The 14,158-nt window shown below is 75.3% G+C and carries 10 protein-coding genes and 1 pseudogene; 4 read left to right on the top strand and 7 right to left on the bottom strand.

Annotated features, from left to right (window positions below; genetic code table 11):
- Window position 1 precedes the first annotated feature (1 nt).
- The 4 genes from QQS41_RS06495 to QQS41_RS06510 all read right to left on the bottom strand — a co-directional run bounded on the left by QQS41_RS06495 (window position 2) and on the right by QQS41_RS06510 (window position 4,459).
- Window positions 2–733, bottom strand: coding sequence for an SDR family oxidoreductase (locus tag QQS41_RS06495; RefSeq protein WP_448851822.1), 732 nt, complete (start codon window positions 731–733; stop codon window positions 2–4).
- Between the two features lie 94 nt (window positions 734–827).
- Window positions 828–1,532, bottom strand: coding sequence for an aminotransferase class III-fold pyridoxal phosphate-dependent enzyme (locus tag QQS41_RS06500; RefSeq protein ID WP_448851823.1), 705 nt, complete (start codon window positions 1,530–1,532; stop codon window positions 828–830).
- A 382-nt stretch (window positions 1,533–1,914) separates the two neighbouring features.
- Window positions 1,915–2,646 (bottom strand): SDR family NAD(P)-dependent oxidoreductase, encoded by a 732-nt coding sequence (locus QQS41_RS06505; RefSeq protein ID WP_448851824.1) that lies wholly within the window; start codon window positions 2,644–2,646, stop codon window positions 1,915–1,917.
- A gap of 175 nt (window positions 2,647–2,821) precedes the next feature.
- On the bottom strand, window positions 2,822–4,459 hold the full coding sequence (locus QQS41_RS06510) for an FUSC family protein (protein WP_448851825.1): 1,638 nt from the start codon (window positions 4,457–4,459) through the stop codon (window positions 2,822–2,824).
- 24 nt (window positions 4,460–4,483) lie between these two features.
- Here QQS41_RS06510 and QQS41_RS06515 point away from each other — a divergent pair, with 24 nt between their 5' ends.
- The 3 genes from QQS41_RS06515 to QQS41_RS06525 are packed head-to-tail and all read left to right on the top strand — an operon-like array spanning window position 4,484 to window position 8,226.
- On the top strand, window positions 4,484–5,335 hold the full coding sequence (locus QQS41_RS06515) for an ABC transporter permease (protein ID WP_448851826.1): 852 nt from the start codon (window positions 4,484–4,486) through the stop codon (window positions 5,333–5,335).
- A gap of 39 nt (window positions 5,336–5,374) precedes the next feature.
- Window positions 5,375–5,986 carry a TetR/AcrR family transcriptional regulator gene (locus QQS41_RS06520; RefSeq protein WP_448851827.1) on the top strand — a complete coding sequence of 204 codons (612 nt, stop codon included), beginning with the start codon at window positions 5,375–5,377 and terminating at the stop codon, window positions 5,984–5,986.
- A gap of 56 nt (window positions 5,987–6,042) precedes the next feature.
- Entirely contained in the window at window positions 6,043–8,226 is a 2,184-nt protein-coding gene (locus tag QQS41_RS06525; protein ID WP_448851828.1) for an oxidoreductase, read from the top strand.
- Between the two features lie 96 nt (window positions 8,227–8,322).
- Here the strand turns inward: QQS41_RS06525 and QQS41_RS06530 are convergent, their stop codons facing one another.
- Both QQS41_RS06530 and lysX read right to left on the bottom strand, forming a co-directional pair.
- Window positions 8,323–9,150: an alpha/beta fold hydrolase gene (locus QQS41_RS06530; RefSeq protein ID WP_448851829.1), complete on the bottom strand. Its 828-nt coding sequence runs from the start codon at window positions 9,148–9,150 to the stop codon at window positions 8,323–8,325.
- Window positions 9,147–12,419 (bottom strand): annotated as a pseudogene (gene lysX, locus QQS41_RS06535) (bifunctional lysylphosphatidylglycerol synthetase/lysine--tRNA ligase LysX). The gene QQS41_RS06530 and the pseudogene lysX overlap by 4 nt, the downstream one beginning before the upstream one ends.
- A 203-nt stretch (window positions 12,420–12,622) precedes the next feature.
- Here lysX and QQS41_RS06540 point away from each other — a divergent pair.
- The gene (locus QQS41_RS06540; protein WP_448851830.1) at window positions 12,623–13,357 is read left to right on the top strand and encodes an IclR family transcriptional regulator; all 735 of its coding nucleotides are present in this window, start codon (window positions 12,623–12,625) and stop codon (window positions 13,355–13,357) included.
- 92 nt (window positions 13,358–13,449) lie between these two features.
- Here QQS41_RS06540 and QQS41_RS06545 read toward each other — a convergent pair whose 3' ends face one another.
- Window positions 13,450–14,130, bottom strand: a complete 681-nt coding sequence (locus QQS41_RS06545; protein ID WP_448851831.1) for a nitroreductase family protein — start codon at window positions 14,128–14,130, stop codon at window positions 13,450–13,452.
- Between the last annotated feature and the right edge of the window lie 28 nt (window positions 14,131–14,158).

The raw sequence follows: 14,158 nt of genomic DNA on the forward strand, positions 1-14,158 counted from the left end.
GCTACAGCACCACCGGTCGGACGCTGACTTCCTCGACGATCGCCTCGTCCGTGCAGTCGACCGCCATCCGCACCGCCGCCGCGATGGACTCCGGGCGGACGTACACGCCGGCGTCGTACGTGTCCGGGCCGTTGCCCCGGTCCGCCTGGATCACGCGCTGCATGTCCGTGTCCGTCTTGCCCGGGTGGACGGCGCTGACGCGGACGACGCCGCGCTCCTCCTCCCGCAGCGCATCCGTCATGGCGCGCAGCGCGAACTTCGTGCCGGAATACAGCGCCTGCCCCGGGTTCGAGCGGTAGCCCGAGCCGGAGTTCAGCATGACGACGGTGCCGCGGGCCTCCCGCAGCATCGGCAGCAGCAGGCGGGTCAGCTCCGCGACGGCGAAGACGTTGACCTCGAAGATCCGGCGCCACTGCGCCTTCGTCGCCTCCCCGACCGGGGCCTTGTCGCTCATGCCCGCGTTGTTGACCAGGACGTCCAGGCGGGTCAGGCCCGCGTCCCGGAGCGCGGCGACGGCGGCCTCCGTCGCCGCGTCGTCGGTGAGGTCGCAGACGAACGTCGACGCCGACGGCAGCCGATCCGCGGCGGCGCGGGCCGACTCCTCCGACGTCGCGCCGCAGATGACGTGGTGGTCGCGGCCGAGGATCTCCGCGACGGCGAGGCCGATGCCGCGGGACGCCCCGGTGACCAGCGCAATCGGCCGGTCGAGGGCAGCGTAGTCGGGTGCATGCATGTCACCATCGTGCACCGCCCGGCGCGCTCGCGCATGCCGAGCGGCGCGGCGGGGCCGGTGAGCCAGAACCCGAGGCCGCCGGTCGGCACGTCGGTCAGCTCCCACGGGAAGTGGCGCTCCAGGGCGTCGATGGTCGCCTCCCACTTGCCGCGCAGCGCGACGCGGTGCCGGCGCAGCTGCACGTCGTGGTCGCCGGAGTCGAGGAAGAGGGCGAGCGCGCGCTCGCATTCCTCCGCCTCCGTCGTCGCCTTGTAGGCGGTCGGTAGAGGAACGGCCCGAAGAAGTGGACGTTGCCGCCGACGCCGTAGTCGTTGGCGAAGCGGCGGGGGTCGCCGGACGTCGTCATGGCCTGCTGGGTGGCGCCGTGGTAGCCGCGGTAGGCGGACAGGACCTTGTAGCGGCCGGTGTGGAGGCGCGCCATGCGGATGGCGTGCTCGACGGCGTCGGCGCCGCCGTTGGTGAAGAAGACCTTGTTCATGCCCTCCGGGAGGTGCTTCGCGACGAGCCGCGCCGCCTCGGACCGCGACGCGACCGCCATGGACGGCTGGATCGTCGCGAGGCGCCCGGCCTCCTGCTCGATGGCCTCCGCGACGCGCGGGTGGCCGTGGCCGACGTTGACGTAGACCAGCTGGCTGCCGAAATCGAGGTCGTCGCGGCCCTCCGAGTCCGTGACGACGGTGCCCTTCGCGGCCTCGACGACCATCGGGGCGAGGCCGGTCTGCTTGGACCAGGGGCGGAAGACGTGCGCCGCGTCGTGGTCGTATGTCGCGCGGGCGGCGGGTGAGGTCGGTGCCGGCATCGTGGGCCTCCATCGGGTCGGTGTCGTGGACGACTCCACCGTCCCCCGGCCCGCGGCCTGCGGAAACACCCACGGGCGGCGCCGCTGCGGGGCCCAGTGGTTACGCAGCCGACACCGATGGGGCCCGCCGGGTGACCTCGGTGAAACACGGGGCCGCGCCGGGCCCGGGCCGGTTACCGGGCGGTTTCCGGGTGCGCGGATCGGTGGCGCGCGCCACATCCCGACCGATTGTCACGTTTCCATAACGGCCTGGCTCCTCGTGGCGCCTTCCCGGGGCGGCACGACCCGCCGTCCGACGCGCCGGCCCGTCCCCGGCACCCCGTCGACGGCCTGCTCGGCCCCGCCCCCGTCGACGGAGCGCGGCGCCCCGTCGCACGGCCCCCTAGATGCTCGTCTGATCGATCGGCGTGACCTGTACGAAGTCAATGTTGACGTGCGCGGGGCGGGTCGCGGCGAACGCGATGATCTCGGCGACGTCGGCGGCCGTCAGGTTCTCCTTGCCGTCGTAGACGGCGTCGGCCTTCTCGGCGTCGCCGTCGAAGCGGACGAGGGAGAAGTCGGTCTTGACGCGGCCGGGGTCGACCTCGGTGACGCGGACGCCGTCGTCGGCGATCTCCTTGCGCAGCACCTCGGTGATGGAGCGCTCGCCGTGCTTGGCGGCGTTGTAGCCGGCGCCGCCGACGTAGTTGTAGCGGCCGGCGACGGAGCCGACGTTGACGACGGCGCCGCGGCCGCGCTTCAGCGCCGGCAGCAGGGCGCGGGTGACGCGCAGCGTGCCGAGCACGTTGACCTCGTACATCCAGCGCCACTTCTCCTCGACGGCGTCCTCGACGCTCTCGAGGCCCCACGCGCCGCCGGCGTTGTTCACCAGCACGGCCAGCGGAGCGTCGCCCATCTCGGCGGCGAGCGCGTCGACGGAGTCCTGCGAGGTGACGTCGAGCTCCACGACGCGCGCATCGCCGCCGGCGTCGCGGATTCCGGCGGCGACCTCGTCGAGCTTGTCGACGCGCCGGGCCGCGGCGACGACCTCGAACCCGGCGGCGGCCAGGGCGGCCGCGGTGGCGGCGCCGATGCCGGAGGAGGCGCCGGTGACGACTGCGATGGGCTTGCTCATGGGGATGTCTCCGTCCGTCGGGTGCGGTTTCCCCCTTGTCTACCGGCGGCCGGGCCGGGCCGCACGGCCCCTCCCCCGCGCGGCGGCCCGTCCGGGCGGCCGCGGATGCCCGCGCGTCCCGCGTGGATGGGCCGGCGCCGCACCGTCGCCCAGCCGGCCGCGCCCCGCGACCCGTCTACGGCCGCGCGAGCGTCGCGTACCCGGCCAGCTGCGTAGAGGCGTGCGTCGGCCAGTTGGCGCGCGTCCACTCGGGCATGTCGCGGGCGGCCTGCTCGGCGGCGAGCTGGTTGCCGTGCAGCTCGAACTGCAGGTCGCGGCGGCGCTGCAGGATCTCGTCCTCCCCGGCGCCGGCGAGACGGGCGTCGGCGAGCTCGTCGACGGCGCGGTGGACGCGGGATTCGGTGAGCTTCAGGGCCTCGGCGGACCCGCGGCGCAGGACCAGCCACAGGGCGGCGAGGGCGCAGAGGACGCCGACGATGATCTCCAGGATGCGGGCGGCGACGATGTCGCCGAGCGGCGCGTCGAGCGCCCCGCCCATCAGCAGCGCCAGCGGCGTCGTGGCGGACACGGCGATGGCGTAGTTGCGGACGATGGTGAGCTCCGCGGTGAACGACAGGCAGGCGAGGACGACGAGCAGCGCCAGCGGGGCGTCGACGAGGACGTGGATGAGCGCGAACAGCGCGACGCCCGTCAGGGATCCGAGGAAGCGGTGGACCGCCCGCACGGAGCCGGAGATGCGGTCCGGGCCGCGCTGCAGCACCAGGACGGCGGAGATGACGGCCCAGTCGGGGCGGTCGAGGCCGACGGCGACGGACAGGACGCCGGCGGCCAGCGCGGAGACGCCGACGCGGGTGGCGGTCAGCCCGGCGTGGGAGCGGAACCCCGCCGAGCGGAGGATGCGGTACCACCACGTCGGCCGCGCCAGCGGCGGCCGGTTGGTGTGGGGGCGGGCGATGTCGGCCTGCGCGGCGTCCGCGATGTCGTCGGGGTCGACGCCGGCGGCGACGGCGGCGTACATGCGGCCGCGCAGGCGCAGCGCCGTCTCGGCGAGTTCGCGGCGGGGGCCGGGGAGGATGCGGCCGCCGCGGACGGCGCGGGCGTCGTGCAGCGCGTGCCAGGCGGTCTGCATGGCGCCGGCGGCGCGGTTGCGCAGCACGCCGTCGTTGGGGTCGGCCTCGTAGGCGGCGACGGCCTCCTCCGCCGCGGCGACGGCGGCGCGCTCCGGCCCGAACCTGTCGACGAGCACGCCGGACATGCCGACCAGCCACGCCCAGGCGGCGCCGAGGAGGATCCGGCCGCCGACCTCCAGCGGCGTGGTGCCGGTGCGCCCGGTGAGGGTGACGGCGCCGAAGGTCATGACGAAGAAGAACGGCCCCGGCGGCGGCAGCCGCAGCGCCGTGGATCCGTAGACCACCACCATGCCGACCAACGCGGACAGCACGGCGCTGATGAGCAGCGGCCACTGCGCGCCGCCGTGGGCGTCCATGAGCCCGTAGACCACGTGGCCCGTGAGGGATCCGAGGAACGCCAGGCCGGTCAGCAGCGCCGCCGCCCAGCCGAGCACCGCGGCGCGCGCCCGGTACGCGTTGCCGTCGCCGTAGAGGACGACGCAGAAGCCGCCGGCGACGAGCAGCATGCCGTCCTCGTGGCCGAGGTTCAGCGTCAGCACCGCCGGCACGAACAGCGCGATGGCCGCCCGCAGCGCGACGGGCCACCGGCGCACCGGGGAGCGGGCGTCGAAGAACAGGCGCCGCACCGACGGCGGGGGCGGCGGCGCCGGGTGCGCAAAGTCGGGTGCGGCGTGCGGTGCCATGGGCCGGGGCTCCTCCTTCATGGGGTGGCGGTCGGGTGCGGGAATGGCCGCGGCCCCGCCTCCGGCGCCGCGGCCGCACGCCGCGGGACGGCGGGTGCGGGAGGGCGCCGGGCCGCGGGGCCTGGCCGCCCCGACCCCACCGCGACCGTCCGCCGCATCGCCGCGCAGCTGCGCGCCGACCCGCGGACCGTGGCGCTCGTCCTCGTCGTCCCCGCCCTGCTGCTGACGCTGCTGTACTACGTCTTCTCCGACGTGCCGGTCCCGCCCGGGCGCCCCTCGCCGTTCGGCGCCATCGGCCCGATCATGCTGGCGGTGCTGCCGATGATGCTGATGTTCATCGTCACGTCCGTCGTCATGCTGCGGGAGCGCCGCGACGGGACGCTGGAGCGGATCCTCACCACCCCGCTGCACCGGACGAACCTCATCGTGTCCTACGCCGTGGTCTTCGGCGGCCTCGCCGTCGCCCAGACCCTCGTCCTCGCCGCCCTGATCCTCGGCCCAATGGACGCGGACCTCGCCGGACCATGGACGGCGCTCATCCTCGTCGCCTTCCTCGACGGCCTCGTCGGCGTCGCGTTCGGCCTGCTCGCCAGCGCCTTCGCCGGATCCGAGTTCCAGGCCGTCCAGTTCATGCCGGTGTTCATCGGTCCCCAGCTGCTCCTGTGCGGGCTCTTCGTCCCGACCGGGCAGATGCCCGACGTCCTCGGGGACTTCTCCCGCATCCTGCCGATGACCTGGGCGGTCGACGTCGTCCGCGAACTGCTGGCGGATCCGTCGATCTCCGGGGATTCGTGGCTGCGCATCGGGCTGCTCACCGCGCTCGTCGTCGCCGTGCTCGCCGTGGCCTCGGTCACCATGCCCCGGGCGACGAAGTAACCGGGCGGTGCGCGAAGATGGGCGGATGAGGAGGACACGATGACCGACCACCCCGCCGCGCCCGCGACCAAGGGCGAGCGCACCCGCGCGCGGATCCTCGACGCCGCCACCGGGCTGTTCGCCGAACGTTCCTTCGGCGCCGTCCCCGTCCGGGCCATCGCCGCCGCCGCGGGCGTCGACCCGGCCCTCGTCAACCACTACTTCGGGTCGAAGGAGGGCCTCTTCCGCGCGGTGCTGGAGGGCATCTCCCGCCCCGGCGACATGGTCGCGCAGCTCGCCGCGCTGCCGCCGGAGGACCGCGGCCACGCCATCGTCGCCCACGCCGAGTCCGTGTGGTCCGGCCCCGGGGGCCCCGCCCTGCTGGCCGTGGCCCGGCGCGCCTTCGCGGACGAACCGGAGCTCCTCCGCACGGTCGTCGGCGGGGCGATCCTGGATCGCGTCGTCACGCTCCTCGACGGACCCGACGACGAACGGCGGCTGCGGGCGGCGCTCGCCGGCTCCCAGCTGGCCGGGCTCTTCGTCGCCCGCCACATGGTCCGCATTCCCGCGCTCGCGGATCTCCCCGGCGACCGGATCGCCGATCTCGTCGGCCCCGCCGTCCAGCGCCACCTCACCGGCCCGCTCGCCGACGGCGGCCCCGGCGTCGGCTGAGCGGCGTTTGCGGGCGAATCGCCGCCGTGGCGCACGTCAACCGCGATAATCGGGGCATGCCCCAGCCCAGCCCCTCCGACGGGGGCGCCGTCCGGCCCGACGGCGCCGCCTCCCCGTTCCCGCACCTCACGTCGCCGCTCGACGTCGGCCCGTTCACCCTGCGCAACCGCGTGGTGATGGGGTCGATGCACACCGGCCTGGAGGAGCGCGTCGCCGACGTCCCGAAGCTCGCCGCCTACCTGGGCCGGCGGGCCCGCGGCGGCGCCGGGCTCATCGTCACCGGCGGCTACTCCCCCAACGTCACCGGCTGGCTGCTGCCCGGCGGCTCCATGATGCGCACCCGCCGGATGGCGGACGCGCACCGCGCCGTCACCGACGAGGTCCACGCCCACGGCGGGCGCGTCGTCCTGCAGCTGCTGCACGCCGGCCGCTACGGCTACCACCCGTTCATCCGCACGGCGTCGACGTCGCAGTCGCCGATCACGCCGTTCCGCGCGTTCGGCATGACCGGCTGGGACGTCCGCCGCACCGTCGACGCGTACGCCCGCGCCGCGGAGCTGGCGAAGCGCGCCGGCTACGACGGCGTGGAGATCATGGGCTCGGAGGGCTACCTGCTCAACCAGTTCCTCGCCGAGCGCGTCAACCATCGCTCCGACCACTGGGGCGGCTCCGCGGACCGGCGGATGAACCTGCCGGTCGAGGTCGCCCGGCGCGTGCGCGAGGCCGGCGGGGATGACTTCCTGGTGCAGTACCGCATCTCCCTGGCGGACCTCGTGGAGGACGGCCAGTCCTGGTCGGAGACCGTGGAGCTCGCCCACCGGCTGGAGGACGCCGGCGTCGACGTGTTCAACACCGGCATCGGGTGGCACGAGGCGCGGGTGCCGACCATCGTGACCTCCGTGCCGCGCGCCGCGTTCGCCGAGTACACCGGCAGGCTGCGGCGGGAGGTGTCCGTCCCCGTCACCGCGTCGAACCGCATCAACGACGCGCACGTGGCGGAGGGCATCCTCGCCGACGGGCACGCCGACCTGGTGTCCATGGCCCGGCCGCTGCTGGCCGACCCGGACTTCGCGGCGAAGGCCGCGGCCGGGCGCGCCGACGAGATCAACGTCTGCATCGCCTGCAACCAGGCCTGCCTGGACCGCACCTTCGCCAACAAGAAGGTGTCCTGCCTGGTCAACCCGCTGGCCGGCCGGGAGATCGAGCTGCAGCCGCTGCGCGACTCCCGCGCCGTCGCCCCGAAGCGCGTCGCCGTCGCCGGCGCGGGCGTCGCGGGCCTGGCGTTCGCCGAGGCCGCGGCCGCGCGCGGCCACCACGTCGAGATCTTCGAGGCGTCCTCCGAGGTCGGCGGCCAGTTCCGCCTCGCCGCCCGCGTGCCGGGCAAGGAGGAGTACGGCCGGTCGCTGGACTTCTTCCGCCGCCGCCTGGAGGTCCTCGGCGTGCCGGTGCACCTCGACGAGCGCGCGGACGTCGACGATCTGCTGGCCCGCGGCTTCGACCGCGTCGCCGTCACCTCGGGCGTCCGCCCGCGGGTGCCGGACATCGAGGGCCTCGACCACCCGAGCGTCATGACGTACGACGAGCTGCTGTCCGGCGCCCGCGAGGCCGGCCGCCGCGTCGCGGTGATCGGCGCCGGCGGCATCGGCGTCGACGTCGCGGAGTTCCTCACCCGCGAGCCGGACCAGGACCTGGCGACGTGGCGGCGGGCGTGGGGCGTCGCCTCCCCCGACGAGTTCGCCGGCGGCGCCCGCGCGGCGCTGGCGGAGACGACGCCGCACCACGAGCTGCCGGGCGCCATCGACCGCGAGGTGCACCTGCTGCAGCGCCGCCCGGGCCGCATGGGCCGCGGGCCGGGCAAGACGACGGGCTGGGTGCACGCCGCGGAGCTGAAGAAGGCCGGCGTCATCATGCACCCGGGCGTGACCTACCGGCGCATCGACGACGAGGGCCTGCACGTCACCGAGCCGGCCGAGCCCGCGACGGGCACGGGGAAGGGCAAGGCCAAGGCCAAGCGCGGCAAGGGGAAGGCCGCCGACGCCGCTGCCACCGTCGACCGCGTCATCCCCGTCGACACGGTCGTCATCTGCGCCGGCCAGGAGTCCGAGGTCGCCGACGGCGCCCGCGACGCCGACGGCGGCGAGCGCGACGGCGTGCTGATCCTCGGCGGCGCCGACGTCGCCGCGGAGCTCGACGCCGAGCGGGCCATCCGCCAGGCCGTCGCCGCCGCGCTGCGGCTGTAGTCCCCGCGGTCGCGTCGTCCGCGTGACGACGGGTGCCGCGCCGGCCGCGCGCCCCGGCGCCCGGCGCGGCCTCCCGCACCCGGCGGTCGGCGCCGCCTACCCCGCCGCGCGGGCGAGGCCGCGGATGGACGCCGCGACCGCCGCCGGCTTCTCCCCCATGACCATGTGGCCGCAGTCGCGGAGCTCCACCTCGGCGCAGTCGCCGGCGAGCTCCGCCCAGCGGCGGGCGATGCCGTCGGCGTGGCCGGACCAGCCGAGCCGCCACGCCAGGTCCCAGAGCGCGGCGCCGAACGGCAGGGCGGCCAGGACCGCGGGGGCCTTCGGGTAGGCGGTGAGGACGAGCGCCCGGGGGACGGCCGGGGCGCCGGCGGCGTCGTCACGCTCCCCGCGATCGCGCCGCAGGGCGCGCAGATCCCGGGCCCAGTACCGGAACAGCGCATTCTCCAGCAGGAGGGTGCGCCAGCGGCCGGCCGCCGCGTCGCCGCGCAGGCGGCGCACCAGCGGCGCGGTCGCCGCGGCCAGCCACCGGGAGGGGGCGACGAGGCCCGGGAACGCCGGCAGGGCGGCGGAGGTGGCGGAGACGTCGAGCAGGACGACGCCGTCGGCGAGCCCCGGCTCCTCCAGCACCGCGGCCTCGGCGAAGAAGCCGGCGGCAGAGTGGGCGACGAGGACGACGGACGCGGCGCCCTCGTCGCGGGCGCGCCGGCAGGCCCCGGCGATGCGGGCGGCCTCGGACTCCAGCGTCGGGCCCTCCCCGCCGTCCCAGGCGGGCAGCCAGGAGGTGCCCGGCCGCTCCACCAGGACGTGCGGCATCCCGGCGGCGTCGAGGGCCTCCGTCAGCGGGGCCCACTCGTCCCTCGGCACGCCGACGCCGCCGGCGAGGACGGCGATGGGGCGGCCCGGTTCCGCGCCGGCGGGTATCACCGCTCGGCCCTCACGAACGGGAACGGCAGGGACTCGCGGATGGTGGCGCCGGTGATGAGCATGACGACGCGGTCGACGCCCATGCCCAGGCCGCCGGTCGGCGGCATGCCGAACTCGAGGGCGCGGAGGAAGGCTTCGTCGACCTCCATGGCCTCCGGGTCGCCGCCGGCGGCCAGCCACGACTGCTCCTCCAGGCGGCGGCGCTGGTCGACGGGGTCGGTGAGCTCGGTGTAGGCGGTGCCGAGCTCCACGCCCCACGCCACCAGATCCCAGCGCTCGGTGACGCCCGGCGAGGAGCGGTGCGTGCGGGTCAGCGGGGACACCGACAGCGGGAAGTCGGTGTAGAACGTCGGCGCCTGCGTGCGGTCCTCGACGAGGTGCTCGTACATCTCCAGGGCCACCTGGCCGGCGTCCCAGTCGGGGCGGTGCGGCACGCCCACCCGGTCGCACAGGCGGCGCAGCACGTCGACGTCCGTGGTGCCGTCGAGGTCCGGGCAGTCGACGCCCTCGCCGCGCAACGCCTCGGTGACCGCCTCGTGCAGCGTCTTGACGGGCCAGTCGCCGGAGATGTCGACCATCTCCCCGTCCGGGCCGGGCACCGCGCACACGCCGTTGGCGGCGATGGCGGCCCGCTGGATCATGGTCTGGCACATGCGCCGCATGGTGACGTAGTCGCCGTGGGCGGCGTAGGCCTCGAGGATGGTGAACTCCGGGTTGTGGGTCGCGTCGACGCCCTCGTTGCGGAAGGTGCGGCCGAGCTCGAAGACGCGGTCGACGCCGCCGCACATCAGGCGCTTGAGGTACAGCTCCGGCGCGATGCGCAGGTACAGGTCCGTGTCGTAGGCGTTGATGTGGGTGCGGAACGGGCGGGCGTTCGCTCCGCCGTGGATCTGCTGCAGGATCGGCGTCTCCACCTCCAGGAAGCCCTCCTCCACCAGCGTGGAGCGCAGGGTGTGCAGGACGGCGGAGCGGGCGCGCAGCACCCGGCGGGAGTCGTCGCCGACGGCGAGGTCGACGTGGCGGTTGCGGGCCCGGGCCTCCGGGTCGCGCAGGCCGCGGCGCTTGTCCGGCAGCGGGTGGAGGGACTTCGCCTCCATCGACCAGCGGGACGCCAGCAGGGACGGCTCGCCGGAGCGGGACTCGCCGCGCACGCCCTCGGCGTAGACGAGGTCGGCGAGGTCGACGTCGCCGAGGCGGTCGAACCCGCCCGTGGCGTCGCGCTCCAGGATGATCTGGCAGTCGCCGGTGAAGTCGCGGACGTCGAGGAAGACGACGCCGCCGAAGTCGCGGCGGGCCATGACGCGGCCGGCGACGGACAGGGCCGCGCCCGGCTCGGCGCCGGCGACCTCGTCGCACCGGTTGGCGGGCTGCCCGGCGACGGGCCACGGGTCGCGGCCGGCGGCGCGCATCCGCTCGGCCGACGCCATGCGGACGCCGGTCTGCTCGGAGACGCGGCGCTCCGGGCGCCGCTCGCGGCCGGCGAGGATCTCCGGGATGGCGGCGTAGGCGGCCTGGGCGCCGGGGCTGGCGTCGTCGGTGCCGATCAGGTCGCGGAGGCGGCGGCGCTCCGGCCACGGGATGAAGCCCTCGGCGATGCCGGAGGCGAGGGACACCTGCAGGGCGGAGCGGGGCGCCAGGTAGCAGAGGTAGCGCGGCACCCACTCCGGGCCGTAGCGGTCGTTGGAGCGGTAGAGCGCCTCCATCTACCAGAAGCGGGAGAGGAACACCAGCATGCCGCGCCAGACGCGCAGCAGCGGGCCGACGCCCAGCTCGTCCTCGGAGGCGAAGACGCTGCGGAAGACGGCGAAGTTGAGGGACAGGCGGGTGACGCCCAGCTCCTCGGCGGCGCCGCACAGCTCGGTGACCATCAGCTCGACGCAGCCGTTCGGGGCCTGCGGGGAGCGGCGCATCAGGTCGAGGGAGGCGCCGGTGCGGCCCCAGGGGGAGAAGGACAGGACGGCGACGCGCTCGCCGTCGTGCAGCGCCTCCACCAGCAGACAGTCGCCGTCGGCGGCGTCGCCGAGGCGCCCGAGGGCCATGGAGAAGCCGCGCTCGTCGGTGGTGTCGCGCCAGCGGTCGACGTCGGCGGAGATGGACTCGAACTCCTCCGGGGCGACGTCGTGGTGGCGGCGGACGCGGACCTCGACGCCGGCGTTGCGGGCGCGGTGGACGGCCTGGCGGACGGACTTCCGGTCGGGGCCGGTGATGCGGTACGTGGCGGTGTGCAGCACGGCCTCGTCGCCGAGGTGGATCTCGGTCAGGCCGTGGCGGCGCCAGGCGCGGGCGCCCTCCTGGGAGGCGCCCATGACGGCGGGGTGCCAGCCGTAGACCTCGGCGCGGTCGAGGAAGGCGGCGATGGCGCCGTCCCAGTGCTCCGGGTCGCCGACCGGGTCGCCGGAGGCCAGCGCCACGCCGATCTCGAGGCGGTAGGTGACGGCGGCGAGGCCGGTGGGGGCGTAGACGACGGACTTGTCGCGGCGGGTGGCGAAGTAGCCCAGGGAGTCGTTGTCGCCCCAGCGGGACAGCATGGCGCGCAGCGCCTCCTCGTCGCGGCCGGACAGGGCGTTGCGGTCGCGCTGGGAGCGCAACAGCGTGAAGACGGTGGCGACGAGGACGACGGCGCCGAGCAGGCCGGCGACTCCGCCGACCCACGTCGGCGGCCGGCCGTCGAAGTACTGGGGGCCGAAGAGGGCGAAGCCGGCGACGCGGTCGAGGGACCACCACGGGGCGTCGGCGGCGGGCAGCGGGTTGCGGCCGTGGGCCTGCGGCAGCGCCAGCGCCAGGCACGTCACCGCGAGCGTGGCGACGGCCATGCCGGCGACGTAGACCAGCACCGCGCGCCAGATGGCGCCCGGGCGGACCTTCGCCCGGAAGCGGCCGCGGGCGAGGATCAGCAGCACGAGGATGACGGCATGCACGGCCAGGCCCAGCCAGTACAGGCCGAGGTCGACGCCCATGACCGGGCTGATGATCAGCACGTCGAGGTTGAACAGGTTCACCACGACGGTCAGCGCGACGATGATGATCCAGGCCAGCCTCTTGCGGGCGAAGACGCCGGCGGCGAGCACCGCCAGGGCGACGGCCCATGCGGCGTTGTTCGGCGGCAGCGGCAGCAGGACGATGTCCAGCATGGTCCGCAGCGCGTGCAGCGGGTACCGGAGGCCGGGTATCAGCGCCAGCAGCAGGGCGACGATGGCGTAGAAGGTCAGCAGCCATCCGTATAACGGGGGGACGGCGTCGAGGAACCGCCCGAATCGCGTCGTGCTCATAGGGGAAATCTACTCCGGGGGAAGGCCCCCGCGACGGTGCCGCGGCGGCCCCGCGAAGGGGTGTCGCGGATGCCGGCACCCCGGCCCCCGGGAGGCACCCGGGGGTGTGACCTGGGCCACCGGATCAACTTGTTTCCGCGAGGCGGAATGGTGAATCATGGGCGCACGCACCCAGACCCCCGGCCCCGTGAAAGGCGGCGCAAGTGACCATCGTGCACTCCGTGGACAAGGCCCTGGCGCTGCTGCAGCACCTCCGCGACGTCGGCCCGCTGCGCATCACGGAGGCCGCGGAGCTCATCGGCGCCTCCCCGTCGACGGCGCACCGGCTGCTCAACACGCTGGCCAACCGGGGCTTCGCGGATCAGGATCCGAGCCGCCGGTACACGCTGGGCCCGGGGGCCATCATCACGGAGCGGCCGATCGACAGCGCTCTGCCGCTGTACCGGGCGTGCCGGCCGGTGGTCGACGAGCTGCGCTCCGCCACGGGCGAGACGGTCCACCTGAGCATCCGCCGCAAGGACAAGGTGCACTTCATCTACAGCGCGGAGTCGGACGCGGCGCTGCGCATCGGCTCGCGGCAGGGCCACATGCTGCCGGCGGCGGACACGGCCTCCGGGCGGATCCTGCTGGCGGAGCTCGGCCGATCGGAGCTGCGCGGCCTGTACCCGTCGATGTCGGACGAGACGTTCGACGCGCTGCGCAAGCAGCTGTTCCTGGGCCGGCAGCAGGGCTACGCCGTCAACCGCTCGGGGGCGGAGAAGGGCGTGTGCGCGATCGCGGCGGCGCTGTCGAACAACCTCGGCGACCCGCTGGGGGCGGTGTCGGTGTCGCTGCCGGAGACGCGGTTCCGGGCGGCGCTGGACGACGGCCTGCCGGCGGCGCTGCTCGACGCCCGCCGCCGGATGCGGGAGCAGGTCGCCCACCTCGAGCCGGCCTGAGGGCGGTCCGCGGCGCGGGTGCCGTCGTCACGCGAAAGACACGACGCGGACCCCGCCGCGCCCCGCGCGACCCGGAACCCGCGCCCCGCGCGCTACCAGCGGTCGAAGCGGACGCGGCGCTCGACGGGCAGGCGGCCGGGGTGCGCGGGCTTCTCCGCGCCGCGGCCGACGGCGAGCAGCAGACCGACGACGGCGTCGCCGGGCAGGCCGAGGACGTCCTTGACGGCGGCCTCGTCGAAGCCGGTCATCGGGGAGGTGGACCAGCCGAAGGCGGGGGCGGCGGCGATGGCGTAGCCGGCGGCGAGCATGGCGTTGCGCAGGGCGAACTCGCGGGCGAGCCCGGCGCGGGCGCGCTGCTCCTGGAAGCCGGAGACCTTCTCCCACTTCGCGTCGGCGGCGGCGCGGTCGAGGCGCCCGGCGCGGACGTCGGACTCGAGGACCTCGCGCAGCGTACGGCGCCAGGCGTCGGGGCCGGCGACGAACACGAGCGTCATGGGCGCCTGCTCGACCTGCTTCTGGCCGTTGGCGGCCTCGGCGAGGCGGCGGCGCTGCGCCTCGTCACGCACGGCGACGATGGTGGAGTCCTGCATGTTGAACGCGGACGGCGCCTCGAGGACGAGGCCGAGGTACTCGCGCACGTCCTTCTCCGGCAGCGGGGCCGGGTCGTAGGCGCGGGTGGCGCGGCGGGTGCGCAGCATCTCGGCGAAGCGGCGGCGGAACGCCAGGTCGGAGGCGGCGGGGATGTCGGTGGTGCGGATGTCGGGGGACGTCATGCGCTCACGGTAGACGCGCGGGGCGCGG

It is taken from the genome of Corynebacterium sp. 335C (assembly GCF_053525695.1).